Origin of the sequence: Cupriavidus plantarum (assembly GCF_905397285.1) — a bacterium.
GTDB classification, from domain to species: Bacteria; Pseudomonadota; Gammaproteobacteria; order Burkholderiales; family Burkholderiaceae; genus Cupriavidus; species Cupriavidus plantarum.
Map to the genome: position 1 here is coordinate 172305 of NZ_CAJPUX010000003.1, position 25118 is coordinate 197422.

Annotated in this window: 24 protein-coding genes; 11 read left to right on the plus strand and 13 right to left on the minus strand. The window is 66.0% G+C overall.

All coding sequences use genetic code 11. From position 1 onward, the window contains the following. Nucleotides 1-18: 18 nt before the first annotated feature. The 4 genes from KHP16_RS15475 (at nucleotide 19) to ubiA (ending at nucleotide 2864) form a co-directional block, all read left to right on the plus strand. Nucleotides 19-975 (plus strand): LysR substrate-binding domain-containing protein, encoded by a 957-nt coding sequence (locus tag KHP16_RS15475; RefSeq protein WP_115952760.1) that lies wholly within the window; start codon nucleotides 19-21, stop codon nucleotides 973-975. Between the two features lie 109 nt (nucleotides 976-1084). Continuing rightward, the gene (locus tag KHP16_RS15480; protein ID WP_109580156.1) at nucleotides 1085-1273 is read left to right on the plus strand and encodes a hypothetical protein; all 189 of its coding nucleotides are present in this window, start codon (nucleotides 1085-1087) and stop codon (nucleotides 1271-1273) included. Nucleotides 1274-1402: 129 nt separating this feature from the next. Then, entirely contained in the window at nucleotides 1403-1888 is a 486-nt protein-coding gene (locus KHP16_RS15485; protein ID WP_109580157.1) for a Dps family protein, read from the plus strand. A 91-nt stretch (nucleotides 1889-1979) separates the two neighbouring features. Beyond that, nucleotides 1980-2864, plus strand: coding sequence for a 4-hydroxybenzoate octaprenyltransferase (gene ubiA, locus KHP16_RS15490; RefSeq protein WP_109580158.1), 885 nt, complete (start codon nucleotides 1980-1982; stop codon nucleotides 2862-2864). Between the two features lie 15 nt (nucleotides 2865-2879). Here ubiA and proC read toward each other — a convergent pair whose 3' ends face one another. Both proC and KHP16_RS15500 read right to left on the minus strand, forming a co-directional pair. Continuing rightward, entirely contained in the window at nucleotides 2880-3719 is an 840-nt protein-coding gene (gene proC / locus KHP16_RS15495; RefSeq protein ID WP_211960632.1) for a pyrroline-5-carboxylate reductase, read from the minus strand. Between the two features lie 54 nt (nucleotides 3720-3773). After that, nucleotides 3774-4472: a YggS family pyridoxal phosphate-dependent enzyme gene (locus KHP16_RS15500; protein WP_211960633.1), complete on the minus strand. Its 699-nt coding sequence runs from the start codon at nucleotides 4470-4472 to the stop codon at nucleotides 3774-3776. 66 nt (nucleotides 4473-4538) lie between these two features. On the opposite strand from KHP16_RS15500, the gene KHP16_RS15505 reads away from it, so the two are divergent. Genes KHP16_RS15505 through KHP16_RS15515 form a run of 3 tightly spaced genes read left to right on the plus strand, consistent with a single transcriptional unit; the run spans nucleotide 4539 to nucleotide 7284 of the window. Beyond that, nucleotides 4539-5582 carry a type IV pilus twitching motility protein PilT gene (locus KHP16_RS15505; protein ID WP_109580161.1) on the plus strand — a complete coding sequence of 348 codons (1044 nt, stop codon included), beginning with the start codon at nucleotides 4539-4541 and terminating at the stop codon, nucleotides 5580-5582. A 13-nt stretch (nucleotides 5583-5595) separates the two neighbouring features. After that, complete coding sequence (locus KHP16_RS15510; protein WP_115952933.1) at nucleotides 5596-6735, plus strand: PilT/PilU family type 4a pilus ATPase; 1140 nt, start codon at nucleotides 5596-5598, stop codon at nucleotides 6733-6735. Nucleotides 6736-6789: 54 nt separating this feature from the next. Continuing rightward, a complete protein-coding gene (locus KHP16_RS15515; RefSeq protein ID WP_280528141.1) occupies nucleotides 6790-7284 on the plus strand; it encodes a glutathione peroxidase in 495 nt (164 codons plus the stop codon). Nucleotides 7285-7300: 16 nt separating this feature from the next. Here the strand turns inward: KHP16_RS15515 and glcF are convergent, their stop codons facing one another. The 5 genes from glcF to KHP16_RS15540 form a co-directional block, all read right to left on the minus strand. Then, nucleotides 7301-8554 (minus strand): glycolate oxidase subunit GlcF, encoded by a 1254-nt coding sequence (gene glcF / locus KHP16_RS15520; RefSeq protein ID WP_109580162.1) that lies wholly within the window; start codon nucleotides 8552-8554, stop codon nucleotides 7301-7303. Nucleotides 8555-8577: 23 nt separating this feature from the next. Next, complete coding sequence (glcE, locus tag KHP16_RS15525; protein ID WP_121490531.1) at nucleotides 8578-9702, minus strand: glycolate oxidase subunit GlcE; 1125 nt, start codon at nucleotides 9700-9702, stop codon at nucleotides 8578-8580. A gap of 75 nt (nucleotides 9703-9777) precedes the next feature. Next, entirely contained in the window at nucleotides 9778-11301 is a 1524-nt protein-coding gene (locus tag KHP16_RS15530) for an FAD-linked oxidase C-terminal domain-containing protein (protein ID WP_109580164.1), read from the minus strand. Between the two features lie 192 nt (nucleotides 11302-11493). Next, nucleotides 11494-12384, minus strand: a complete 891-nt coding sequence (locus KHP16_RS15535; protein WP_109580165.1) for a LysR substrate-binding domain-containing protein — start codon at nucleotides 12382-12384, stop codon at nucleotides 11494-11496. 15 nt (nucleotides 12385-12399) lie between these two features. After that, entirely contained in the window at nucleotides 12400-13818 is a 1419-nt protein-coding gene (locus tag KHP16_RS15540) for an FAD-binding oxidoreductase (RefSeq protein WP_115952756.1), read from the minus strand. Nucleotides 13819-13944: 126 nt separating this feature from the next. On the opposite strand from KHP16_RS15540, the gene KHP16_RS15545 reads away from it, so the two are divergent. The 4 genes from KHP16_RS15545 (at nucleotide 13945) to KHP16_RS15560 (ending at nucleotide 19911) form a co-directional block, all read left to right on the plus strand. Next, entirely contained in the window at nucleotides 13945-14502 is a 558-nt protein-coding gene (locus KHP16_RS15545) for a cob(I)yrinic acid a,c-diamide adenosyltransferase (RefSeq protein WP_211960635.1), read from the plus strand. A gap of 194 nt (nucleotides 14503-14696) precedes the next feature. Beyond that, nucleotides 14697-16646, plus strand: a complete 1950-nt coding sequence (gene dnaK, locus KHP16_RS15550) for a molecular chaperone DnaK (RefSeq protein ID WP_109580168.1) — start codon at nucleotides 14697-14699, stop codon at nucleotides 16644-16646. Nucleotides 16647-16784: 138 nt separating this feature from the next. Next, complete coding sequence (gene dnaJ, locus KHP16_RS15555; RefSeq protein ID WP_109580169.1) at nucleotides 16785-17918, plus strand: molecular chaperone DnaJ; 1134 nt, start codon at nucleotides 16785-16787, stop codon at nucleotides 17916-17918. Nucleotides 17919-18030: 112 nt separating this feature from the next. Beyond that, nucleotides 18031-19911 carry a chorismate-binding protein gene (locus KHP16_RS15560; protein WP_211960636.1) on the plus strand — a complete coding sequence of 627 codons (1881 nt, stop codon included), beginning with the start codon at nucleotides 18031-18033 and terminating at the stop codon, nucleotides 19909-19911. Between the two features lie 45 nt (nucleotides 19912-19956). On the opposite strand, the gene panB is transcribed toward KHP16_RS15560, so the two are convergent. The 6 genes from panB to hda all read right to left on the minus strand — a co-directional run bounded on the left by panB (nucleotide 19957) and on the right by hda (nucleotide 25091). After that, on the minus strand, nucleotides 19957-20778 hold the full coding sequence (panB, locus tag KHP16_RS15565; protein ID WP_109580171.1) for a 3-methyl-2-oxobutanoate hydroxymethyltransferase: 822 nt from the start codon (nucleotides 20776-20778) through the stop codon (nucleotides 19957-19959). 14 nt (nucleotides 20779-20792) lie between these two features. After that, a complete protein-coding gene (locus KHP16_RS15570) occupies nucleotides 20793-21434 on the minus strand; it encodes a deoxynucleoside kinase (protein WP_109580172.1) in 642 nt (213 codons plus the stop codon). Nucleotides 21435-21508: 74 nt separating this feature from the next. Further along, complete coding sequence (gene folK / locus KHP16_RS15575; protein WP_109580173.1) at nucleotides 21509-22030, minus strand: 2-amino-4-hydroxy-6-hydroxymethyldihydropteridine diphosphokinase; 522 nt, start codon at nucleotides 22028-22030, stop codon at nucleotides 21509-21511. Continuing rightward, nucleotides 22031-23605, minus strand: coding sequence for a polynucleotide adenylyltransferase PcnB (pcnB, locus tag KHP16_RS15580; protein WP_109580174.1), 1575 nt, complete (start codon nucleotides 23603-23605; stop codon nucleotides 22031-22033). 1 nt (nucleotide 23606) lies between these two features. After that, nucleotides 23607-24281, minus strand: coding sequence for a histidinol-phosphatase (locus KHP16_RS15585; RefSeq protein WP_109580175.1), 675 nt, complete (start codon nucleotides 24279-24281; stop codon nucleotides 23607-23609). A gap of 102 nt (nucleotides 24282-24383) precedes the next feature. Next, nucleotides 24384-25091 (minus strand): DnaA regulatory inactivator Hda, encoded by a 708-nt coding sequence (hda, locus tag KHP16_RS15590; protein WP_109580176.1) that lies wholly within the window; start codon nucleotides 25089-25091, stop codon nucleotides 24384-24386. Nucleotides 25092-25118: the final 27 nt, after the last annotated feature.

Genomic DNA, 25118 nt, shown 5'->3' on the forward strand with positions numbered 1-25118 from the left:
AACCGAACCTGATAAGTCATGACGCTCACCGAACTCAAGTACATCGTCGCCGTCGCTCGCGAACGCCACTTCGGGCGCGCGGCGGAAGCGTGCTTCGTGTCGCAGCCGACCCTCTCGGTGGCGATCAAGAAACTCGAGGACGAGCTGAACGTTCAGATCTTCGAGCGTGGCACATCGGAAGTCTCGGTGACCGCGATTGGCGAGCAGATCGTGGCGCAGGCCCAGCGCGTGCTGGAGCAGACCATGGCGATCCGCGAAATTGCCAAGCAGGGCAAGGATCCGCTGGCCGGGCCCCTACGCGTGGGGGTGATCTACACGATCGGGCCGTATCTTCTGCCCATGCTGGTCAAGCAGATGATCGAGACCGTTCCGCAGATGCCGCTGATGCTGCAGGAAAACTACACGAACAAGCTTATCGAACTGCTCAAGCAGGGCGAGATCGACTGCGCGATCATGGCGGAGCCGTTCCCCGACTCCGGCCTGACGGTGCGGCCGCTCTACGACGAGCCGTTCGTCGTCGCCGTGCCGCGTGGCCACCAACTGGCCCAGCAGAACCAGGTCGATCCGGACGAGCTCAAACAGCAGACCATGCTGTTGCTCGGCAGCGGGCATTGCTTCCGTGACCATGTGCTGGGCGTCTGCCCGGAGCTGTCGCGCTTCTCGCAGGCGGCGGACGGTATCCAGAAGACCTTCGAAGGCTCGTCGCTCGAGACCATTCGCCATATGGTCGCAAGCGGCGTCGGCATCACGGTGCTGCCGCGGACCTCGGTGCCGGACCTCAAGCCGCGTAACGACATGCTCGCTTATGTTCCGTTCGCCGATCCCGTACCGGATCGCCGCGTGGTGCTGGCGTGGCGCAAGAGCTTCACACGCCTCCCCGCGATGGAAGCGCTCGCCACTGCAGTGGCCGCTTGCGACCTGCCGGGGATTCGTCGCATCTCGGATAGCGCGCTGGAGGAGCCGGTCGCTGCATAGCCCATGACTATTCGATAGTTAGAAATAATCAAATTCTGACTGTCGATAGTGTTATGTACACTTCCCTCATCGATGCCATCGCATTGCGTAACAGATAGGGGAAGTCATCATGGTCAGGCAATTCATGCAGGAATACGCCACGCTCCGCCAGGACGCGGCCCAGGCCCCGCGCGCGCAGGAAGCCGCGCGGCTCCGCCTCAAGCTCCACCGCAAGGAAATCGGCATGGCCGTCGTTGCGCTGGGCGCGATGGCGATGTTCCTGGACGCCGCCCGCGCGTTCGCGGCACTGGCTACCTGACACCCACCCACGGTTAGTACCGGCGGATAGTGGTGTGTGTGCAACATCCAATGCGATAATGGATCAACCCCGCGAGGAAGAATCTCCTTGTGGCATGACTCGCATTTGACCGAACGGAGCTGACCTACCATGGCAAAGAAAAACGAGATGAGCGTGAACATCGGTATTTCCGACAAGGACCGCAAGAAGATCGCTGAAGGGCTGTCGAAGCTGCTCGCGGACACGTACACCCTCTACCTCAAGACCCACAACTTTCACTGGAACGTGACGGGTCCCATGTTCAACACGCTGCATCTGATGTTCGAGACGCAGTACACGGAACTGGCCCTGGCCGTGGACGCCATCGCCGAGCGCATTCGCGCGCTGGGCTACCCGGCGCCGGGCACGTACAAGGAGTACGCGAAGCTGTCGTCGATTCCCGAGGAAGATGGCGTGCCTGAAGCCACCGAGATGATCCGCAAGCTGGTCGAAGGCCAGGAAGCCGTCGTGCGCACCGCGCGCTCGCTGTTCCCCGCGATCGACGCGGCCGGCGACGAGCCCTCGGCCGACCTGCTGACGCAACGCATGCAGACGCACGAAAAGACCGCATGGATGCTGCGCGCAATGCTGGCCTGATGGGCTGAAGCGCGTCCGCGCGCGGATGTCATGAAACGCGCCCCGGCTTACAATGCCGGGGCGCGTTTTTTCTTTCGCCTCCCGAATTCATATGTCCCAACCCGCCGCCGCCCCCCATCAGCCCAGCCGCCTCGCGCTCTATGCCCGCCTGATCCGCATCGACAAGCCCATCGGCACGTTGCTGCTGCTGTGGCCGACGCTGTGGGCGCTGTGGATGGCCTCGGACGGCGTGCCGGACATGGGCATCTTCGCGATCTTCTTCCTTGGCACGTTTCTGATGCGTTCGGCGGGCTGCGCGATGAACGACTGGGCCGATCGCGACTTCGACAAGCACGTCAAGCGCACGAAGGAGCGTCCGCTGACGGCCGGCCTCATCGCGGGATGGGAAGCGCTGGCCATCGCCGCCGCGCTCGCGCTCGTGGCGTTCGCGCTGATCCAGCCCCTCAACGCGCTGACCAAATGGCTGTCGGTGATCGCGGTGGTGCTCGCGGGCAGCTATCCGTTCTTCAAGCGTTTCTTTGCGATTCCGCAGGCGTACCTCGGCATCGCATTCGGGTTTGGCATGCCGATGGCCTACGCGGCCGTACAGGGTTCGGTGCCGCCCGTGGCGTGGATCATGCTGGCCGCCAACGCGTTCTGGTCGGTGGCCTACGACACGGCCTACGCGATGGTCGATCGCGACGATGACCTGCTGATCGGCATCAAGACGTCGGCGATCACGTTCGGCCGTTACGACGTGGCCGCGATCATGCTTTGCTACGCGGTGTTCCTGATCACGATGGCGTGGGTCGGCGTGGAACTGTCGCTCGGCTGGCCGTATCAGCTTGGCGTGCTCGCCGCGGTGGGCTGCGCGATCTATCACTACACGCTGATTCGCGGGCGCGACCGCATGCGGTGCATGACCGCGTTTCGCCATAACAACTGGCTCGGTGCCTGCCTCTTTGCGGGCACCGCGCTGGCCTACGCTCTTAAATAAGCGCCGGAATCACGCTTAATCCCGACCGAACTCCGCGCCCATTTCCCTGCCGCGCGCGGCAGCCGCATGCATCGCGCGGACGAACGCGTCCGCGATGCCGCCCGCATCCATCGTCGTCAACGCCGCATACGTGGTGCCGCCCTTCGACGTGACGCGCTCGCGCAGCGTCGCCACGGGCTCCGTGGACTCGCCGGCGAGTGTCGCGGCGCCGCGGAAAGTTTCCACCGCCAGCTTGCGGCCCTGTTCGGCGGACAGGCCGAGTTCGGTCGCCGCGCGCTCCATCGCTTCGATGAAATAGAACACGTAGGCCGGGCCGCTGCCCGAGATCGCGGTGACCGCATCGATCTGGGCATCGCCCTCGACCCACACGCACTGCCCAACGGCTTCCGCCACGGCGGTCGCGATCTCGCGGTCCCGCGCGGAGAGGCCGTCCACGGCGGCCAGACCCGTCATGCCCATGCCCGCAAGCGCCGGCGTGTTGGGCATCGCGCGGACCAGCCGCTTGTGACCGCCAAACCAGCGTTGCATGTCCTCCAGGCGGATGCCGGCCGCCACGCTGATCACGAGGCCGCCGCCGCCCTGACGCGCGGCCATATGCGGGGCGAGTTGCGCCGCGGCTTCACGGAATTGTTGCGGCTTGATGGCAAGCACCAGCACGTCGCTGCCGCCGAATGCCGCATCGGGCGTCTCCAGCGTCTGCACACCGAAGACGCGCGTGAGGCGCTCGCGCGCATCGGCGAACGGATCGACCACGCGGATCGCGGAGGCCGGCACGCCGCGCGCGATCAGCCCGCCGATCAGCGCGGACGCCATGTTGCCGCCGCCGAGGAAGCCGAAGGTGAGGGTGTCGAGCATGCTGTCTGGTCCTTGGTAAAAGTTGGCGGGCGGGCGGCGATGCCCGCGCCGGTGTCAGTTCTTCGCGGCGCGCGCGCCAAAGATCGCCGTGCCGATGCGCACCATCGTGGCACCCTCGGCGATCGCGGCGTCCATATCGCCCGACATGCCCATCGAGAGCGTGTCCACATCGAGCCCGGCCTGGCGCAGCGTGCCGAGCAACGCGCGCATCGCCGCAAACGGGCGGCGTTGCGCATCGGGATCCTCCTCGGGTTCGGGAATCGCCATCAGCCCGCGCAGGCGGAGCCGGGGCAGGCCGGCGACTTCGCGCGCGAGCGCGAGGACCTCGTCCGGCGCGACGCCGCTCTTGCTGTCCTCGCCGCTGATATTGACCTGCAGGCAGACGTGCAGCGGCGGCAGACCGTCCGGACGCTGGTCGGAAAGCCGTTGCGCGATCTTCAGCCGGTCGATGGCATGCACCCAGTCGAATTGCTCGGCGACGGGGCGCGTCTTGTTACTTTGCAGGGGGCCGATGAAATGCCATTGCAGGCGGGCGCGTAAATCGTCCAGCGCGGCAATCTTGTCCAGCCCTTCCTGGACGTAATTCTCGCCGAAAGCGGTTTGTCCGGCGTTGAAGGCGGCCCGTACGTCAGCAGGCGAAACGGTCTTGGAAACGGCCAGCAGCTTGACCTGCGAGGGGTCTCTGCCAGCCTGTTGTGTGGCCGCCGCGATGCGATTTGTCACGGCTTGCAAGTTGGCGGCGATTACAGACATAATCCGGCGAACATACCAAAGTAGTACACAACAACAAGTCGTAATTTTTGGGTGGGGTCATTATAGATGGACATCGCGCAGCTATTGGCTTTCGCCGTCAAGAACAAGGCGTCCGATCTCCACCTCTCGGCAGACATGCCGCCGATGGTGCGTATCCACGGCGACATGCGTCGTATCAACGTTGCGGCAATGGGGCACAAGGATGTCCACGCCATGGTGTACGACATCATGAGCGACTCGCAGCGCAAATCCTATGAAGAACGGCTCGAGGTCGACTTCTCGTTCGAGATCGGCGGCCTCTCGCGTTTCCGCGTCAATGCGTACAACACGCAGCGCGGCGCGGCGGCGGTATTCCGAACCATTCCCTCGAAGGTGCTTACGCTCGACGACCTGCACGCGCCCGCGGTCTTCGCGGACCTGTGCATGAAACCGCGCGGTCTCGTGCTCGTGACGGGGCCGACCGGCTCGGGCAAGTCGACGACGCTCGCGGCGATGGTCGATCACCGCAACGACAACGATATGGGTCACATCCTCACGGTCGAGGACCCGATCGAATTTGTGCACAGCTCGAAGAAGAGCCTCATCAACCAGCGCGAGCTGGGTCCGCACACGCATTCGTTCTCCAATGCGCTGCGCTCCGCGCTGCGCGAGGATCCGGACGTGATCCTCGTTGGCGAATTGCGCGACCTCGAAACCATCCGCCTGGCGCTGACCGCCGCGGAAACGGGCCACCTGGTCTTCGCGACGCTGCACACGAGCTCCGCCGCCAAGACGATCGACCGGGTCGTGGACGTGTTTCCGCCCGAGGAAAAGGACATGGTCCGCACGATGTTGTCGGAATCGCTGGAGGCGGTGATCTCGCAGACGCTGTTGAAGACGCGCGACGGCAATGGCCGGACGGCGGCGCACGAGATCATGATCGCGACGCCCGCCATCCGCCACCTGATCCGCGAGAACAAGATCGCGCAGATGTATTCGATGATGCAGACGAGCAGCGGGCTCGGCATGCAGACGCTCGACCAGTGCCTGTCGGACCTGATCAAGCGCGGCATGATCAACTACAACGACGCGCGGGCGATTGCGAAGAACCCCGACGCCTTCATGGGCTGAGGAGGGCATGGCCATGCTCGATCGAGATTCCGCTTCCAAGTACATCAACGACCTGCTGGAACTGATGGTCAACAACCGCGGCTCGGACCTGTTCATCACGTCCGATTTCCCGCCGGCCATCAAGGTCGATGGCAAGATCACGCCCGTCTCGCAGCAGCCGCTCAATCCGGCGCAGGCGCTCGGCCTCGTGCGTTCGATCATGAACGAGCGGCAGATGCAGGAGTTCGACAACTCGAGCGAGTGCAACTTCGCGATCACGGCGCCGAATGCGGGCCGTTTCCGCGTGTCGGCCTTCGTGCAGCAGGGCAAGGCGGGCATGGTCGTGCGAACGATCAACACACGCATCCCGTCCGTGGAGGACCTCGACCTGCCGCCGTCGCTGCACGACATCGTGATGGCCAAGCGCGGCCTCGTGATCGTGACGGGCGCGACGGGCTCGGGCAAGTCGACGTCGCTCGCGGCGATGCTCGACTACCGCAACGCACATTCGTACGGCCACATCATCACGATCGAAGACCCGATCGAATACGTGCACGCCCATCAGAACTGCATCGTCACGCAGCGGGAAGTGGGCATCGATACCGAGTCGTGGCATGTGGCGCTGAAGAACACGCTGCGGCAGGCGCCCGACGTGATCCTGATCGGCGAAATCCGCGATCGCGACACGATGGAATACGCGATGCAGTACGCGGAAACGGGCCACCTGTGCCTGGCCACGCTGCACGCCAACAATGCGAACCAGGCGATCGACCGCATCGTCAACTTCTTCCCCGAGGAAAAGCGCCAGCAGCTGCTGATCGACCTGTCGCTGAACCTCAAGGCGATGATCTCGCAGCGGCTGCTGCCGCGCGCGGGGCAGAAGGGCCGCGTGCCCGCCGTGGAAATCATGATCGGCACCCCGATGGTGGCGGACCTGATCTTCAAGGGAGAGATCCACGAGCTCAAGGAAGTCATCAAGAAATCGCGCGAGCAGGGCATGATCTCGTTCGACCAGGCGCTGTTCGAACTCTACGAGGCGGAGAAGATCTCCTACGAGGATGCGCTCAAGAACGCGGACTCGCTCAACGACTTGCGGCTCATGATCAAGCTCCGCAGCAAGCGGCATCGCGATACCGATATCGCCGCGGGCACGGAACACCTCAACGTGATCTGATCAATGCGGTATGCTGGCGGCTCCTTTCCAGGAGCCAGCCCCATGAGCAACGATATTCGTAACGTCTACCAGTTCGAGGCGAACGCGCTGACGGGCGAGCCCGTCTCGCTCTCGGCATTCCGCGGCAAGGTCCTGCTGATCGTCAACACCGCCAGTGAATGCGGCTTCACGCCCCAATACACGGGCCTGCAAACGCTGCATGACGTGTACGGCGAGCGCGGCTTCGAAGTGCTGGGCTTTCCATGCAACCAGTTCGGCAAGCAGGAGCCCGGCGACGCGGCGCAGATCGGCGCGTTCTGCGAGTCGCGCTTCCAGGTCACGTTTCCGCTGTTCGCCAAGATCGATGTCAATGGCGCCGAGGCGCATCCGCTCTATCGCTGGCTGACGGTCGAGAAACCCGGCGTGCTCGGCACGCAGGCCATCAAGTGGAACTTCACAAAGTTCCTCGTGCGCCGGGACGGCACCGTCTTCAAGCGCTACGCTCCGACCACCAAGCCCGAGGACATCCGCGGCGATATCGAGACGCTGCTCGCGGACCCCGGCGCCTGACGCGCTGGGGTTCGTGTCACCCAAGCATCCGATCGACCAGCTCCACCCAGTGCATGACCGGTGTATCCGTGCCGCTTTGCAGATGCGTGATGCAACCGATGTTGGCGGACACGATGGTCTCCGGCGATGTCGCTTGCAGCTTGGCCAGCTTGTCGTCGCGTAACCGATAGGACAGCTCGGGCTGCAGCACCGAGTACGTGCCGGCCGAGCCGCAGCACAGATGATTGTCGGCGCAGAGCTTGACCTCGATGCCGAGGCCCGTGAGCAGGCTCTCCACCTTGCCGCGGATTTGCTGGCCGTGTTGCAGCGTGCACGGCGGATGCCATGCGATACGGCGGCTGCTGCGCGGCACCGCGCCGGCGAGCCGATGCAGCTCGTCCGAGAACGCGGGCAGAATTTCCGAGATGTCTCGCGTGAGCGCCGACACGCGCGCCGCGCGCTCGGCATAGGCAGGGTCGTCACGCAGCAGATGGCCGTAGTCCTTCACCATCGCGCCGCATCCCGACGCATTCATCACGATCGCTTCCACGCCCTCCTGGATGTATGGCCACCAGGCGTCGATATTGGCGCGCATGTTGTCGAGGCCGCCTGCGTGATCGCCGGTATGGAACCGGATGGCGCCACAGCAGCCCGCTTCGCGCGCAACCACGGTCTGCACGCCAAGACGGTCCAGCACGCGCGCCGTGGCGGGATTGATGTTGGGCGACATCGCCGGCTGCACGCAGCCTTCCAGCAGCAGCATCTTGCGCGCATGCGCGGTCGTGGGCCACTTGCCCGGCGCGGCCATCTTCTCGGCAGCCGGAACCTTGTTACGCAGCGTCCGCGGCAGGAACGGGCGCACGAGCTGGCCCATACGCAGCGCGGGACGGAACAGCGCTGGGCGCGTGAGACTTTCGCGCAGGGCCCATCGTTTGAAGCGCTCGTTCGCGGGGCGCTCGATGCCGGCATCGGCGAGTACGTCATCGACGACCTTGCGGCCGATATCCACGAGGCGGCCATAGCGCACGCCGGACGGGCATGTGGATTCGCAGTTGCGGCAGGTCAGGCAGCGATCGAGGTGCAGGCGCGTGGATTCGGTCACGGGCTGACCTTCCAGCATCTGCTTCATCAGGTAGATGCGGCCGCGCGGGCCGTCGAGTTCGTCGCCGAGCAGCTGGTACGTGGGGCAGGTGGCCGTGCAGAAACCGCAGTGCACGCATTTGCCGACGATCGATTTGGCTTCCTCGCCCTCGGGCGTGTTGCGCAGGAATTCGGCCAGGGTGGTTTGCATGGTGAGGACCTTGGCGTAGCGGTTCAGAGACCGGGATACATGCGTTGCGGATTGAAGATGCCGGCGGGATCGAACGTGGCCTTGAGCCGTTGATGGATGGCCATCAGCGGCGATGCGAGCGGCGTGAACACGCCCACGTCCTTGTCGCCGTTGCGGAACAGCGTCGCATGGCCGCCGACGGCCCGCGCGGCCGCGCGTACGGCCTCTGCGGCGCTGTCATCGGCCTCGGCGGGCGCGAGCCACCAGCGCTGGCCGCCGCCCCATTCGACGAGTTGCGCGCCGGGCAGCGGCAGCACGGGCGCCGTGGTCGGCGTGGCGATGCGCCAGAGCGCCGCCCCCATCGGTCCGGATGGGGTGGCGGACTGAGGCGCGAACGCGGGAGCAAAGAAGTCATGAGATTGCTCGCGCAGGCTGTGCCACAGCGCGACGGCCTCGGCCTCGTGCACGCGTTCGCCGCCGAGTTTCTCGCAGGCGGAACGGATCGCGGCGGTGGCGCCGGACAGGCGCACATGCAACACGCCGTCGTGCCATGCGGATGCGGCCAGTGGCAGCGGCTGCCCGCCCCATGTATTCAGGCGGTCGAGGGCCTCTTCCTGCGACACCTCAAAGCGCAGCGTGGCGTCGCCGAACGGCACGGGCATGACCTTCAGGGATACCTCCAGCACGATGCCCAGCGTGCCGAGCGACCCGGCGAGCAGGCGCGACACGTCATAGCCCGCGACGTTCTTCATGACCTGTCCGCCGAAGCTCATCACCTCGCCATGGCCGTCCATCAACTGTGCGCCGAGCACGAAGTCGCGCAGCGCGCCTGCCGATTGCCGGCGCGGGCCAGACAGTCCGGCCGCCACGGCGCCACCGAGCGTGGCGAGGCCGGGCGCGCAGAAGTGGGGCGGTTCGAAGGCGAGCATCTGCCGGCAGTCGGCCAGGGCGGCCTCGATCTCCGTCAGCGGCGTGCCGCAGCGCGCGGTGATCACGAGTTCGGCCGGATCGTAGTCAACGATGCCCCGGTAGGCGGTGGTGTCGAGCACGTTGCCAGTCAGCGCCTGACCATAGAAGTCCTTGCTGCCGCCGCCGCGCAGCCGCAATGGCATACGGGTTTCGTTGGCCGCGCGAATGGCCGCGCGAAAATCGTCGAGAATCGCTTCCATGAAGACTGTGGGGGTTGTCTCGTTGTCGTCGCTATCGTTATCGGTGCTTCAGTATCTTCAGGGCCTTCAGAGGCACTAAAAGCGCGGCAGATCAGGGTGGGGCAACAGTCCGCGCTTCACATGCATCTTCCCGTATTCGGCGCAGCGCGCGAGCGTGGGAATCGCCTTGTCCGGATTGAGCAGGCGCGCGGGATCGAACGCGGCCTTCACGCCGAAGAACGCCTCGCGCTCCGACGGCGAGAACTGCACGCACATCGAGTTGAGCTTCTCGACGCCCACGCCATGCTCGCCCGTGACCGTGCCGCCGAGCTCGACGCACGACTCGAGGATATCGGCGCCGAAGAGCTCCGCGCGGTGCCACTCGTCCTGGTCCTCGCCGTTGAACAGGATCAGCGGATGCATGTTGCCGTCGCCCGCGTGGAAAACGTTGATGCACCGCAGGCCGTACTTGTGCTCCATCTGCTCGATGCGCTTGAGCAGGGTGCCGATGTGCTTGCGCGGAATCGTGCCGTCCATGCAGTAGTAGTCGGGCGAGATGCGCCCCGCGGCCGGGAACGCGTTCTTGCGGCCGCTCCAGAAGCGCAACCGCTCGGCCTCGCTCTGCGACACCGTGATGCGCGTGGCGCCGGAGGCGCGCAGCACCTCGCTCATCCGTTCGATTTCCTCGGCCACCTCTTCGGGCGTGCCATCGGACTCGCAGAGCAGGATGGCGGCGGCGTCGATGTCGTAGCCCGCGTGCACGAATTCTTCCACGGCGGCCGTGGCGGGACGGTCCATCATCTCGAGGCCCGCGGGGATGATGCCGGCCGCGATCACGTCGGCCACGGCATTGCCGCCTTTCTCGACGTCGTCGAAGCTGGCCATGATCACTTGCGCGAGCTGCGGCTTGGGAATCAACCGCACCGTGACCTCCGTCACCACGGCGAGCATGCCCTCTGAGCCGATAACGGTGGCAAGCAGGTCGAGGCCGGGCGCATCGGGCGCCTCGGAGCCGAACACGACGACGTCGCCTTCCATCGTCACCCCGCGCACGCGCAGCACGTTATGGACCGTCAGGCCGTACTTGAGGCAGTGGACGCCGCCCGAGTTCTCGCTGACGTTGCCCCCGATCGAGCAGGCGATCTGCGACGAAGGATCGGGCGCGTAATAGAGGTTGTAGGGCGCGGCCGCCTCGGAGATCGCGAGGTTGCGGACACCGGGCTGGACCACGGCCGTGCGCGAGCGCGCATCGACGTCGAGGATGCGCTTGAACCTGGCGAGCGACAGCACGAGACCGCCGGCAATCGGCATCGCGCCGCCGGACAGGCTGGTGCCCGAGCCGCGCGGCACCACGGGCACGCCCAGCGAATGGCACAGGCGCAGGATTTCACAGACCTGGTTTTCGGTATCGGGCAGCACCACGGCATCGGGCACCTGCCGATAGGCCGCGAGTCCGTCGCATTCGTAAGGCACGGTGTCTTCGGCTTTCCACAGGATCGCCGTGTCCGGCAGGATGCGCGCGAGGCCGGCCAGCAGCGCGTCGCGGCGCCGATCGAGGGCGGGGTCGCGCGCGGGCTGTGCGGGGTGGGCGAGGGACGGGTCGTCGTGCGGGGCGTTCATGGCAACTCCAATGGCAACCTCCCGGAGCCGGAAAACGGGCCGGCCGGGTGGGCTGACTATAGCGCAGGCCCCCCGCCGCGGGCGCGATTGCCACGTGAATTCGGCGTGGCGGACCGATCAAAACTGCTCATGCCACGCGCGGCGCGAGTCCGGTATGTCTGCCTCCAGCTTAGTGCGCCTGCACGAGGGCAACTACCAGTCAAGGCCCAGCAGCCAGTCCACGAAATAGCGCGCTTCGGGCTTGAGCGGCGCCTGTTCCCGCTCGACGATGTAATAGCCATGCGGCGACACCGATTCGATATCGAGCAGCTTCACCATCTGGCCGGCCGCGAGCCACTGGCGCGCCATGCGCTGCCGCACGAGCGCCACGCCCTGGTTGGACGCAATGGCCTCGAGCAGCAGGCCGATGTCATTGAACTGCGGGCCGGTCTGGGGCTCGGGCCAGTCGAGGCCGGCCGTCTCGAACCACGGCCGCCACGGTTCCAGCGGGCTGCGCAGCAGCACGAGGTTGTGCAGGTCCGCGGGCTTCGTGATCGAACTGCCGTTGATGCGGTCGTAATACTCGCGTCCGCAGGCCGGAAACACTGGCTCAACGAGGAGTTTGGTGGTGCGCAGGTCCGGATAACGCCCCGTGCCGTAGCGCACCTCGACGTCGGTATCCTCGGCCTTCACGTCGAGGAACGGAATGGCGAGATGCAGTTCGAGGTCGATATGCGGGTACAGCGCGCCGAACTCGGGCAGGCGTGGTACCAGGTGCTGGCGTCCGAACGTGGGCGGAATGGCCACGCGCAGGCGTGTGCGCAGCTTGTTGTATTCGGGCCGCGCGAGCTCGTTGAGCGACTTGAGCGCGTCCTGCACGTTGCGCTGGTAGCGCGTGCCCGCCGCGGTGAGGCGCAGCGCCGCGTTGGAGCGCACGAACAGATCCTCGCCCCAGAGCTCCTCGAGGTTCTTGATGCGGTGCGACACGGCGCTGGGCGTCACCGAGAGCTCTTCGGCCGCGCGGGCAAAGCTGCCCAGCCGCGCGGCGGCCTCGAAGGCGATGAGCAGGTGCAGCGGCGGGACGCGATGGAAGACCGAGGCCATGGTTCGGCGCCCCGCTCAGCGCGATGCGCTGAAGATCTTGCCGGGGTTGAGGATATGGTTCGGGTCGAGCGCGTCCTTGATGGCGCGCATCAGGTCCAGCGCGTCCTCGCCATGTTCCTGCACGAGGAACGCCTTCTTGTGCAGCCCCACGCCATGCTCGCCGGTGCAGGTGCCGCCCATGGCCAGCGCGCGCTCGACGATGCGGCGGTTGATGGCCTCCGCCTCCGCCATTTCTTCGCGGTTCGCCGGATCGACGAGGATCGCCACGTGGAAGTTGCCGTCCCCGACATGGCCCACGATCGGGCAGGGCAGGGCCGAGGCATTGAGGTCGCGCTCCGTCTCCGTCACGCACTCGGCCAGCCGCGAGATCGGCACGCAGACGTCCGTGGTAACCGACTTGCAGCCCGGCTTGAGCTGCAGCATCGCGAAGAACGCGGTGTGGCGCGCGTTCCAGAGCCGGCTGCGGTCCTCCGGGCGCGTGGCCCATTCGAAGCCCTGCCCGCCATGCTCGGCGGCGATCTGCTGCACGGTCTCGGCCTGCTCGCGCACGCCGGCTTCGGTGCCGTGGAATTCGAAGAACAGATGCGGCGTCTCCGCCATCGTCATGTTGTCGTGACGATTGATGGCGCGGATGGCGAGCGCATCGACGAACTCCACACGCGCCACGGGCACGCCAAGCTGGATCGTCTCGATGGTGGCGCGCACGGCGTCGCCCATGCTCGGGAACGCGCAGACCGCGGCGGAGATAGCCTCCGGCTGCGGGTACAGGCGCACGGTCACCTCGGTGATGATGCCGAGCGTGCCTTCGCTGCCGACGAACAGGCGGGTCAGGTCGTAACCGGCCGAGGACTTCCGGGCGTGTGTACCGGTGCGGATCACGCGGCCATCGGCCGTCACGACAGTCAGCGCCAGCACGTTCTCGCGCATCGTGCCGTAGCGCACGGCGTTGGTGCCGGACGCGCGCGTGGCGCTCATGCCGCCGATCGAGGCATCCGCGCCCGGATCGATCGGGAAGAACAGGCCGGTGTCCTTGATTTCCTGGTTCAGCTGTTTGCGCAGCACGCCCGTCTGCACGGTCGCGGTCAGGTCTTCCGCATGAACCGCGAGCACGCGGTTCATCTGCGACAGGTCCAGGCTGATGCCGCCGGCCACGGCCAGCAAATGGCCTTCGAGCGACGAACCAGCGCCGTACGGGATCAGCGGCACCGCATGTTCGTTGCACAGGCGCGCCACCTCGGCGACTTCCTCGGTCGTGTGGGCGAAGACCACGGCATCGGGCGGCTCGGGCGGGAACGGCGACTCGTCGCGGCCATGATGCTCACGCACGCCGGCGGAAGTGGTGAAGCGGTCGCCGAAGCGCGCCGCCAGCGTCTGCGCGACGATGTCCGGCAGCGGCCGGCGGGCAAGCGCGGAGGCAGGGGTGGGGTGATTCATGATGGGGCGTCTCCGGCAATATTCTCGAATGCCGACATTCTACGCCCGCGGCTTCCTGCGCTTCCCCTCCGGGCCCATAATGCGCGCATTCCTCATCGACACCGCATCGGACAACAAGGAGACCGCATGGGCAATCGCCTGTCGAAGATCGCCACGCGTACCGGCGACGCCGGGACCACGGGCCTGGGCGACGGCAGCCGCACCGGCAAGAACAGTCAGCGCATCGCCGCTATCGGGGACGTGGACGAGCTCAACTCGCATATCGGCGTGCTGCTGACCGAATCCGGCGTGCCGGACGACGTCCACGACCTGCTGGTCGCCGTGCAACACGACCTGTTCGACCTGGGCGGCGAACTGTCGATTCCCGGCTACACGTTGCTGCAGACCGAGCAGGTCGCGCAACTGGACACGTGGCTGGAACATTACAATGGCGCGCTGCCGCGCCTGGCCGAGTTCATCCTGCCGGGCGGTTCGCGCGCGGCAGCCACCGCGCACGTCTGCCGGACGGTCTGCCGGCGCGCGGAGCGGGCGCTGGTGGGGCTCGGCGCGACGGAGGCGCTCAACGAGGCGCCGCGCCAGTATCTGAACCGGCTGTCCGACCTGCTGTTCGTGCTCGCTCGCGTGCTGAACCGGGAGGCGGGCTGCGGCGACGTTCTGTGGCAGCGCGAACGGAAAAGTTCATAATAAGCCGCTTCAATGGGCTAGTAGAGGTGCGTGTGGCGAGCCACGGCCACGGGCTGGCGGGTCGGACGGCATAACCGAGAAATTTACTCGGAAATGTCATTTTGACCCTTGAAAAGCCCTCGGACGGCCACATTTCGCACTCAGGTTGAATTGCAGCCCCCCAAGAGCGCGGGGCTCAATAGGAGAGAATACAAATGGGTAAGATCATCGGTATCGACTTGGGTACCACCAATAGCTGCGTTTCGGTACTGGAAGGCAACACGCCGAAGGTTATCGAGAACTCCGAAGGCGCCCGCACGACGCCTTCCATCATCGCCTACATGGAAGACGGCGAAATCCTGGTCGGCGCGCCGGCCAAACGTCAGGCGGTGACCAATCCGCGCAACACGCTGTATGCCGTGAAGCGCCTGATCGGCCGCAAGTTCGAAGAGAAGGAAGTCCAGAAGGACATCGGCCTGATGCCGTATGCCATCGTCAAGGCCGACAACGGCGACGCATGGGTCGGCGTGCGCGACCAGAAGCTGGCACCGCCGCAGGTGTCCGCCGAAGTCCTGCGCAAGATGAAGAAGACCGCCGAGGACTACCTGGGCGAGCCGGTGACCGAGGCCGTGATCACGGTGCCCGCGTACTTCAACGACTCGCAGCGCCAGGCGACCAAGGACGCCGGCCGTATCGCGGGTCTCGACGTCAAGCGCATCATCAACGAGCCGACCGCGGCCGCGCTGGCGTTCGGCATGGACAAGAACGAGAAGGGCGACCGCAAGATTGCCGTATATGACCTCGGTGGCGGTACGTTCGACATCTCGATCATCGAGATCGCGGACGTGGACGGCGAGAAGCAGTTCGAAGTGCTGTCGACCAACGGCGATACGTTCCTCGGCGGTGAAGACTTCGACCAGCGCCTGATCGACTACATCATCGGCGAGTTCAAGAAGGAACAGGGCGTCGATCTGTCGAAGGACGTGCTCGCGCTGCAGCGCCTGAAGGAAGCCGCCGAAAAGGCCAAGATCGAACTGTCGAGCTCGCAGCAGACCGAAATCAACCTGCCGTACATCACGGCGGATGCCTCGGGTCCGAAGCACTTGAACCTGAAGATCACGCGCGCCAAGTTCGAAGCGCTGGTCGAGGAACTGATCGCCCGCACGATCGAGCCCTGCCGCATCGCGATCAAGGACGCCGGCGTGCGCGTGAGCGACATCGACGACGTGATCCTGGTCGGCGGCATGACCCGCATGCCCAAGGTGCAGGAACAGGTCAAGGAGTTCTTTGGCAAGGAAGCGCGCAAGGACGTGAACCCCGATGAAGCCGTGGCCGTCGGTGCCGCGATCCAGGGTGCCGTGCTGTCGGGCGACCGCAAGGACGTGCTGCTGCTGGACGTGTCGCCGCTGTCGCTGGGTATTGAGACCCTTGGCGGTGTCATGACCAAGATGATCGCGAAGAACACGACCATCCCGACCAAGCATGCGCAGGTGTTCTCGACCGCCGACGACAATCAGCCCGCGGTGACCATCAAGGTCTACCAAGGCGAGCGTGAAATGGCGACCGGCAACAAGCTGCTGGGCGAGTTCAACCTCGAAGGCATTGCGCCGGCGCCGCGCGGCACGCCGCAGATCGAAGTGTCGTTCGATATCGACGCGAACGGCATCCTGCACGTGGGCGCCAAGGACAAGGCAACCGGCAAGGAAAACCGGATCACCATCAAGGCGAACTCCGGTCTGTCGGAAGACGAGATCCAGCGCATGGTGAAGGACGCCGAGGCCAACGCCGAGGAAGACAAGAAGGCCCGCGAGCTGGCCGACGCGCGTAACCAGGCTGACGGTCTGATCCATTCGACCCGCAAGGCGCTGACCGAGCATGGCGACAAGCTCGAAGCCGGCGAGAAGGAAAAGATCGAAGCCGCGATCCGCGAACTCGAAGAAGCGGCGCGTGGCGGCGACAAGGCGGAGATCGACGCCAAGGTAACGGCGCTGTCGGAAGCCGCGCAGAAGCTGGGCGAGAAGGTCTACGCCGACATGCAGGCGCAGGCCGGTGCGGCGGGCGCCGCGGGCGATGCGGGTGCGGCCGGTGGCGCGCATCAGCAGCAGCAACCGCAGGACGACAACGTCGTGGATGCCGAGTTCAAGGAAGTCAACGACAAGAAGTAATGCGGGAACGGGCGGCGGCGCGGGGAATGCCGGCGCCGCCCCCGACCCGACGCCGGGCGACGGAGATCCGATTGCGGTGAGTACCGCACCCGGATGCCGCGCTCGGCTTTTTTGCTTATTCATCAGGTAAGAGCCACCATGGCAAAACGTGATTACTACGAAGTGCTCGGGGTCGGCAAGAACGCGAGCGACGACGAAATCAAGAAGGCTTATCGCAAGCTCGCGATGAAGTACCACCCGGACCGCAATCCGGACAACAAGGACGCCGAGGACAAGTTCAAGGAGGCCAAGGAGGCCTACGAGATGCTGTCCGACGCCGACAAGAAGGCTGCGTACGACCAGTATGGTCACGCCGGCGTGGACCCCAACATGGCCGGCGGCTTCGGCGGCCAGCAGGGGTACGGCGGCTTTGCGGAAGCCTTCGGCGATATCTTCGGCGACATCTTCGGCCAGCAGGCGGGCGGCCGCCGCGGCAACGGTCCGCAGGTGTATCGCGGGACCGATCTGCGCTACAGCATGGAGATCACGCTCGAGCAGGCCGCGCATGGCCACGAGGCGCAGATCCGCGTGCCGCACTGGGACGAATGCGACCACTGCCACGGCAATGGCGCGGAACCGGGCTCGTCCGTCGAGACCTGCCCGACGTGTAACGGCGTCGGCCAGGTGCGTGTGTCGCAGGGCTTCTTCACGATGCAGCAGACCTGCCCGAAGTGCCACGGCAGCGGCAAGTTCATCCCGAAGCCATGCACCAAGTGCCATGGCCAGGGCAAGCTGAAGTCGCAGAAGACGCTCGAGGTAAAGATTCCGGCCGGGATCGACGAGGGCATGCGTATCCGTTCGTCGGGCAATGGCGAGCCGGGCATCAACGGCGGTCCTCCGGGCGACCTGTACGTCGAGGTCCACATCAAGCCGCATCCGGTGTTCGAGCGCGATGGCGACGACCTGCACTGCCAGATGCCGATTTCGTTCGCGACCGCGGCGCTGGGCGGCGATATCGAGGTGCCCACGCTGAACGGCCGTGCGTCGTTCCCGGTGCCCGAGGGGACGCAGGCGGGCAAGACGTTCCGCTTGCGTGGCAAGGGCATCAAGGGTGTGCGTTCCGGCTATCCGGGCGACCTCTACGTGCACGTGGCCGTCGAGACGCCGGTCAAGCTGACCGAGTCGCAGAAGGAACTGCTGCGCCAGTTCGATCGCTCGGTCCATGAAGGCGGTTCGCGCCATAGTCCGCAGGAGCAGTCCTGGCTGGACAAGGTGAAGAGCTTCTTTAGCTGATCTATTGCCGAGTGCAAGGTCGAGTGAAAGGCCGGACGCGAGTCCGGCCTTTTTCGTTTCCGGGAGCGATGCGCGATAATGCGGACGTCTCGCGTCCTGCCTTGCCTGCCCCTTGCCGTCTCCCGTCCCTTTCTCCCCTCGCTCGCCTTTCGTCCTGCTCGACGACGCCACGGCCGCGCCGGACAATGCCGCCTCGCGCCTTTACACCGACTTCGCGCGCGAGGACGTCATCCCATGCGGCGGCGATGGGCGTGCGCCAGAGGCGCTCGATGCGCTGCTGAGCGCTGGCTGGGCGGAGAATCTGCACGCGACGCTGTTCGCCCCCTACGAGTTCGGCGGGGCGCTCGTGGATGCACCGGTGCACGTCGAGCCGGTGCACGTCAGGAATACGCTGCCGTTCCACGATGGCGCGCTGCGGTTGCTCTGGTTCCGTACGCTCCACCACATGACCGCGCCCGACGTCGGCGCATGGCTCGCATCGGTGGCGAGCCCCGAGCCGGCCGGTGCGATCGATGTCCACAGCGACACGCCATGGCCCGCGTACGAAGCAGCCATCGCGCGCATTCACGACTGGATCGAGGCGGGCGATACCTATCAGGTCAACTTCACGCAACGCCTGCGGTTCTCGATGTTCGGCGACCCCGTGACGTTGCACGCCGGGCTGCGCGCCGCGCAGCCGGTGCCCTACGGTGTGCTCGCGCATCTGCCCGGCGATCGCTGGGTCTCGTCGCTCTCGCCCGAGCTGTTTGTGGCGCACGATGGCCACGGCCATCTGCTTGCGCGTCCGATGAAGGGCACCGCGCCACGCGCCGCCGATGGTGACGCCAACCCCGACGCCGATGCGGAGATCGCCCGGGCGCTTGCCGCGGACCCCAAGAACCGCGCCGAGAACGTGATGATCGTCGATCTATTGCGCAACGACCTCGGCCGTGTCGCGGTGCCGGGCAGCGTGAAGGTGCCGGACTTGTTCGCCGTCACGCCCTTCGGCCGTGTGTGGCAGATGACCTCGACCGTTACGGCCGACGCGCGCGCGGGCACGGGCTTCGGTGACCTGATGGGTGCGCTGTTTCCGTGCGGATCGATCACCGGGGCGCCCAAGCGGCGCACCATGGAAATCATCGCGGCGCTGGAGTCGTCGCCGCGAGGCCTGTACACGGGGGCGGTCGGCTGGCTCGATGCCGACGGCGCGTTCGCCATGTCCGTGGCCATCCGCACGCTCGTGCTCGATGCGCGGGGGCGCGATGGATTGCGGCGGGGAGAGATGGGCGTCGGCGGCGGCATCGTGCACGACAGCGTGGCGCATGACGAGTATGTGGAATGCGCGTGGAAAGCCCGCTTCCTGACCGCGCACGATCCCGGCTTCACGCTCTTCGAGACGATGCATGCGCGGGATGGCGTATGCCTCGAACAATCGCGCCACCTCGCAAGGTTGTCGCAAGCGGGGGCGGCGTTCGGGTTTGCGTTCGATGCGGACGCGGCGGCGCGGGCGGTGGCGGCCGAGGCGGCCGGCCTGGGCGACGGCGACTGGCGGTTGCGCGTGAGCGTGAACAAGATCGGCACGCTCGCCTTCGCGAGCGGCGCGCTGGTACCGCTCACCGAACCGGTGTTCGTGGACTGCGCGGCCGAACCGTTGCCCGATGCCGATCCGCTACGGCGCTACAAGACCAGCGCCCGCGCGGTCTACGATGCGGGCTGGCAGTCCGCCGAACAGCGCGGCGCGTTCGACCGGCTGTTCTTCAACACGCGCGGGGAGCTACTCGAAGGGGGCCGCACCTCGGTGTTCGCAAGGATCGACGGCGAATGGCTCACGCCACCGCTGTCGTCGGACATCCTCCCGGGCGTCATGCGGGCGGTCATGCTCGAGCAGGGCCACCCACTGCTGACGACCCCGGCCCGCGAGGCCCCCATCACGCGCGCCATGCTCACCCGCGCGCAGCAGATCGTGGTGTGCAACGCGCTCCGCGGGGCGATGGTGGCGGTACTGAAGGACTAGACGAAGGGGGCAGGCGAGAGGCGGGCGAGGTGAGACGGCCGTCCTTTACACGCTGAACGTATGCTCGGGCGCCGGGAAACTCCCATCCTTCACCGCCGCCACATAGGCCCTCACCGCCCCCTCGATCGACGTCTGTCCCTCCATGAAGTTGCGCACGAACTTCGCCTTGCGCCCCGGGTAGACGTTGATCATGTCCTGCAGCACGAGCACCTGGCCCGTGCAATCCACGCCAGCGCCGATGCCGATCGTCGGCACCTTGAGCAGCGAGGTCACCGTTGCGGCCAGCGTGGCCGGCACAGCCTCCATCAGCACGATCTGCGCGCCAGCGTCCTGCAATGACACCGCATCGCGCTTGAGTTGCGCCGCGCTCTCGTCGGTCTTGCCCTGCACCTTGAACCCGCCCAGCGCATGCACCGACTGTGGCGTGAGCCCAATATGCGCGCAAACCGGAATGCTGCGCTCGACCAGAAAACGTACCGTCGGCGCCAGCCATTCGCCGCCTTCGATCTTGACCATCTGCGCGCCCGCGCGCATTAGCTCCACCGCGCTGGCATAGGCCATCTCCGGCGTAGCATAGGTACCGAACGGCAGGTCCGACATCAGCAATGCGGTCTGATTGCCGCGCGCCACGCATTCGGTGTGGTAGACCATGTGCGCGAGCGTGACGGGCAGCGTCGTCTGCTGGCCCTGCATGACGTTGCCGAGCGAATCGCCGACGAGGATCACCTCGACGCCGCAGAAATCGAGCAGCGCGGAGAAGCTCGAGTCGTAAGCGGTCAGCATGACGATCTTTTCGCCGGCATCGCGCATCGCCTGCAGCCTGGGGATGGTGACGGTCTTGCGGGAGGGGTCGAGGAGGTAGCTCATGGGAATCCGTATCGTTATCGCGCGGCGAAATTCAGGAAGGCTCTGCGGCCCCGCATCGTTTCGATGCGCGACATCAGTGTACGGAAATCGTCGTCATTGTCTACCGGGTTGAAATGCGCGGTATCCACGATCATGACCGGCGCCTCGTCATAGCGATGGAACAGCTCGCCGTAGGCATCGGAAAGTCGCTGCAGATAGGCCTCGTCGACATGAGACTCGCCCGGCAGCCCGCGCCGCGCGATGCGCTCGCGCAGAAGGGATGGCGTCGCCTGCAGCATGATAACGAGGTCCGCCCGTTGCGGCCGCGGCGTCATGCGCGCGGCGAGCGCGTCATAGAGCGCGAGCTCATCCGCCTCGAGCGTGAGTGCCGCGTACAACCGATCGCGTTCGTAGAGGAAGTTGGTGACCATGCGCTGCGTGGCGAGCAGCGCCGCGTGCCAGTGTTCGAGCTGCTGGACGCGCGCATTGAGGCACGACAGCTGCATCGGCAGCGCATAACGCTGCGGCTCCCGATAGAAACGTTCGAGAAACGGACTGCGCCGCGCGCCGTCCGGCAGTTCGCCGGCCTGGAGCGTGCGCGCGAGGCGCTGGGCCAGCGCGCTCTTGCCGGAACCCACGGGACCTTCGATGACGATGCGGCGGAGATGATCGAGCATGAGTCAGCGCGCGTGGAATCGAAAGAAAAGGCCAAAACACGACGCTGAGCCGAAGCCCGCGGCGCGGACCGGGCTCAGAACGCGGCCTTACCCTGTTGCGCAAGCCGCGGACACTTGCATGAGGAAAACTTCTCGATGCGCTGGTCGCGTACGCCGGGCAGGTGATCGGCCGCGCGGCCGCGGCCCGGAATCACGAGTTCGGCGTCGAGTTCGACCAGCGGCACCAGCACGAACGCGCGCTCGGTGATGCGCGGATGCGGCACCGTGAGCGGCTCGCTGTCGATGATGTCGGTACCGAACAGCAGCAGATCGAGGTCGAGCGTGCGCGGCGCGTTGCGGAACGGCCGCTCGCGCCCGAATTGGTCCTCGATGTGATGGCAGATGCGAAGCAGCTGTGACGCCGTGAACGGCGTCTCCACCTTCACCACGGCGTTGAAATAGTCGTCACCGCCGGCATCGACCGGCGCGGTGCGATAAAACGAGGATTTCGCCACCACGGTGATCCCGACCTGCTGGGCCAGGCACACGATGGCATCCTTCAGTGCCTGGCGGGCATCGCCAATGTTGGCGCCGATGCCGATATAGGCAAGTGTCATTTATGAGTCCTCCGGCTGGGCGCGGCCGGACCCTGTTGCTGCGGCCTGACCCCCATCCGCCGCGTCCGTGTCGCTCCGCGAGGCAACTTTATCCGATTTCCGCGGGCCGCGCCGACGACGCTTTTTCTTCACGCCGCCGCCTTCGCCAGTTCCCTCTCCGCTCGGACCCGCGCCCGCGTCGCCCTGCGGGCCGTGACCCGCCGCGCGCGCGTTACGCGAAGGCCGCACCGAGGCGATCAGATCTTCGCGCTGGTCGGGCGGCGCGTTCTGGAAATCGGCCCACCATTGCGCGAGCTCGGCGGGCTGCTCGCCCGATTCGCACCGCAGCACCAGGAAGTCGAAGCCGGCGCGGAAGCGCGGCGACTCCAGCAGGCGGAACGGCATGCGGCCCACGCGCTTCTCGAAGCGCGGCTGCATGCCCCAGATGTCGCGCATGTCGGTGACGAACCGGCGCTGGATTGCGAGCTGTCCGGTCTGCTTCTCGAGCACCATGTCCATCGCGGTATTGAGCGCGGCGATCGGATGCTCGCCTTCCTCGCGCAGGCGCTCCCAGCGCTGCAGCACGTGGTGCCACAGTAACGATGCGAAGAGGAAGCCCGGCGACACCGGCTTGCCGGCCTGCACGCGGCGGTCCGTGTTGTCGAGCGCCAGTTGCACGAAGCGCTGGCCCATCGGCTGTTCGATGGCGACGTCGAGCAGCGGCAGCAGGCCCTTGTGCAGGCCCGCCTTGCGCAGTTCCTGCAGAGACGCCCACGCGTGGCCCGACATCAGCAGCTTGAGCATCTCGTCGAACAGGCGCGCGCTCGGCACGTTGTGGATCAGCGAGGCGAGCCCCGCAATCGGTTCGCGCGTGTGTTCGTCGATCGTGAAACCGGTCTTGGCCGCGAAACGGACCACGCGCAGCATGCGCACGGGGTCTTCGCGATAGCGCGTGACGGGATCGCCGATCATGCGCAGCGTGCGCGCGCGAATGTCCTCCATGCCGTGATGGTAGTCATGCACGGTCTGGGCGGCCGGATCGTAGTACATCGCGTTGATCGTGAAGTCGCGGCGCTCCGCGTCTTCCGCCTGCGAGCCCCAGACGTTATCGCGCAGCACGCGGCCCGACGCGTCGATCGCATGCGTCTTGCTGTCGAGCTCGCTGCGCTTGAGGCGGCGCCCCTCGGGCAGCGTCTCGCTGGCCACGGCGTCCACGAGGGCCCGGAACGTCGACACCTCGATGATCTCCTGCTCGCGCCCGCCGTAGAACGTCACGTGCACGATCTGGAAGCGCCGGCCGATGATGCGCGAACGGCGGAACAGCGCCTGGACCTGGTCCGGCGTGGCGTTGGTCGCCACGTCGAAGTCCTTTGGCTTGATGCCGAGCAGCAGGTCGCGCACGGCGCCACCGACGATGAAGGCCTGGTAGCCGGCCTGCTGCAGCGTCGAGGTAACCTTGACCGCGTTGCGCGAAATCAGCGAGGGATCGATGCGGTGTTCGTCCACGCCGACGATACGCGGCGTGTGCGCGCGGCCGAGCAGGCGCTGTTTGGGCCCTGGCTTGCCCAGCAGCCGGTTGATGAGCTTCTTGATCACGTCAGAACAGGTCCATGATGCGCCAGCCGGCCGCGGCGGCGTGATGGCGCAGGCGGTCGTCCGGGTTGGCCGCGATCGGGTCGCTGACCTTCTCGAGCAACGGCAGGTCGTTGGCGGAGTCGCTGTAGAACGTCGTGGTGCCAAAGTCTTCCCAGCGCGCACCCAGGCTCTTGAGCCACGATTCGACGCGCGTGATCTTGCCCTCCCGGAAACTCGGCACGCCTTCCACTTCGCCGGTAAAGGCGCTCTCCGGCTTGCCATCCACGGTCGCGGGTTCGGTCGCGATCAGGTGCTTGATGCCGAAGGCGGCCGTGATCGGCGCGGTAACGAAGCTGTTCGTGGCGGTGACCACGGCGCACAGGTCGCCGGCTTCGAGGTGCTTGTACACGAGCGCGCGGGCCTGCGGCGTGATGACGGGGTCGATGACCTCGCGCATGAAGCGGCCGCGCCAGTCGTCGAGGCGGTCGCGCGGGTTCGCGGCCAGCGGCGCGAGCGCAAATCGCAGGAACGCCTGGATGTCGAGCGTGCCCGCCTTGTATTGCGCATAGAACTCGTCGTTCTTGCGGCGATAGGATTCCTCATCGACCACGCCCATGCGGACGAGGAAGCGGCCCCATTCGTGGTCGCTATCGGTCGGGATCAAGGTGTGGTCGAGGTCAAACAGTGCCAGATTCATGGGCGGCGATTTTACCTTAAGGTGCATGAGCCGGTCGGTTGCGGCGTTTTAAGGCGAGCGGGCGGACCGAGGGTCATTCCCGCCGCTGTGCATTCCCGCTGTTCATTCCCTCAACTCGGCGAACATCTCGCGCAGCAGCGGCAGGGTTACCGCGCGCTTGCGTTCGAGGGAGTAGGTGTCCAGCGCGTCGAGCAGGGCCATCAGGCTGGGCATGTCGCGATAGTGCCGCGTGACGAGCCAGTGCGGAATCTCGGGGGAGAGCTGCAGGCCGCGCTCGCGGGCGGCCTGGATCAGCGCGGCCATCTTGTCCTCGTCGGACAGCGACGCGACCTGGTAGACGAGACCCCAGCCCAGTCGTGTGCGCAGATCTTCACGTACAGGCATCGCGCGGGGCGCGGCGCCCCCCGCCACGACGAGCGCTGTACGAACGTGGGCGCGCACTTCGTTATAGAGCGAAAACACGGCGATCTGGCGCGCCTCGTCGAGCAGTTCGACGTCATCGACCGTATAAAGCTGGCAGGACGGGTCGAAGATGAAATCCGCGAGCGCGTGGTGCGGGCTCAGGTAGCGGCAGTTCAGGCCCGCATGGAAGCCGGCGTCGCACAGCGCGTGTAGCAGATGCGTCCGGCCCGAGCCAACTTCGCCCCACAGGTAGATCAGGCGGTCGTCGGCATGCTCGGCCGCAATGGCCCCCGGCAGTTCGCGCAGGCGCTGCAGGGGCTCGCGGTTCGACGCCACGACGAAGTTCTCGAACGTGGACGGCGGCGGATGGCCTAGTTCGAGCGATAGCTGCTTGGGACGCGATGACATGACGGTTGAAGGCTCTGTTTCGACGCG

What these genes read in the sequence shown, in the direction of transcription:
- KHP16_RS15475 (WP_115952760.1), top strand. Translation starts at nt 19, where the DNA reads ATGACGCTCACCGAACTCAAGTACATCGTCGCCGTCGCTCGCGAACGC.
- KHP16_RS15480 (WP_109580156.1), top strand. Translation starts at nt 1,085, where the DNA reads ATGGTCAGGCAATTCATGCAGGAATACGCCACGCTCCGCCAGGACGCG.
- KHP16_RS15485 (WP_109580157.1), top strand. Translation starts at nt 1,403, where the DNA reads ATGGCAAAGAAAAACGAGATGAGCGTGAACATCGGTATTTCCGACAAG.
- ubiA (WP_109580158.1), top strand. Translation starts at nt 1,980, where the DNA reads ATGTCCCAACCCGCCGCCGCCCCCCATCAGCCCAGCCGCCTCGCGCTC.
- proC (WP_211960632.1), bottom strand. Translation starts at nt 3,719, where the DNA reads ATGCTCGACACCCTCACCTTCGGCTTCCTCGGCGGCGGCAACATGGCG.
- KHP16_RS15500 (WP_211960633.1), bottom strand. Translation starts at nt 4,472, where the DNA reads ATGTCTGTAATCGCCGCCAACTTGCAAGCCGTGACAAATCGCATCGCG.
- KHP16_RS15505 (WP_109580161.1), top strand. Translation starts at nt 4,539, where the DNA reads ATGGACATCGCGCAGCTATTGGCTTTCGCCGTCAAGAACAAGGCGTCC.
- KHP16_RS15510 (WP_115952933.1), top strand. Translation starts at nt 5,596, where the DNA reads ATGCTCGATCGAGATTCCGCTTCCAAGTACATCAACGACCTGCTGGAA.
- glcF (WP_109580162.1), bottom strand. Translation starts at nt 8,554, where the DNA reads ATGCAAACCACCCTGGCCGAATTCCTGCGCAACACGCCCGAGGGCGAG.
- glcE (WP_121490531.1), bottom strand. Translation starts at nt 9,702, where the DNA reads ATGGAAGCGATTCTCGACGATTTTCGCGCGGCCATTCGCGCGGCCAAC.
- KHP16_RS15530 (WP_109580164.1), bottom strand. Translation starts at nt 11,301, where the DNA reads ATGAACGCCCCGCACGACGACCCGTCCCTCGCCCACCCCGCACAGCCC.
- KHP16_RS15535 (WP_109580165.1), bottom strand. Translation starts at nt 12,384, where the DNA reads ATGGCCTCGGTCTTCCATCGCGTCCCGCCGCTGCACCTGCTCATCGCC.
- KHP16_RS15540 (WP_115952756.1), bottom strand. Translation starts at nt 13,818, where the DNA reads ATGAATCACCCCACCCCTGCCTCCGCGCTTGCCCGCCGGCCGCTGCCG.
- KHP16_RS15545 (WP_211960635.1), top strand. Translation starts at nt 13,945, where the DNA reads ATGGGCAATCGCCTGTCGAAGATCGCCACGCGTACCGGCGACGCCGGG.
- dnaK (WP_109580168.1), top strand. Translation starts at nt 14,697, where the DNA reads ATGGGTAAGATCATCGGTATCGACTTGGGTACCACCAATAGCTGCGTT.
- dnaJ (WP_109580169.1), top strand. Translation starts at nt 16,785, where the DNA reads ATGGCAAAACGTGATTACTACGAAGTGCTCGGGGTCGGCAAGAACGCG.
- panB (WP_109580171.1), bottom strand. Translation starts at nt 20,778, where the DNA reads ATGAGCTACCTCCTCGACCCCTCCCGCAAGACCGTCACCATCCCCAGG.
- KHP16_RS15570 (WP_109580172.1), bottom strand. Translation starts at nt 21,434, where the DNA reads ATGCTCGATCATCTCCGCCGCATCGTCATCGAAGGTCCCGTGGGTTCC.
- folK (WP_109580173.1), bottom strand. Translation starts at nt 22,030, where the DNA reads ATGACACTTGCCTATATCGGCATCGGCGCCAACATTGGCGATGCCCGC.
- KHP16_RS15585 (WP_109580175.1), bottom strand. Translation starts at nt 24,281, where the DNA reads ATGAATCTGGCACTGTTTGACCTCGACCACACCTTGATCCCGACCGAT.
- hda (WP_109580176.1), bottom strand. Translation starts at nt 25,091, where the DNA reads ATGTCATCGCGTCCCAAGCAGCTATCGCTCGAACTAGGCCATCCGCCG.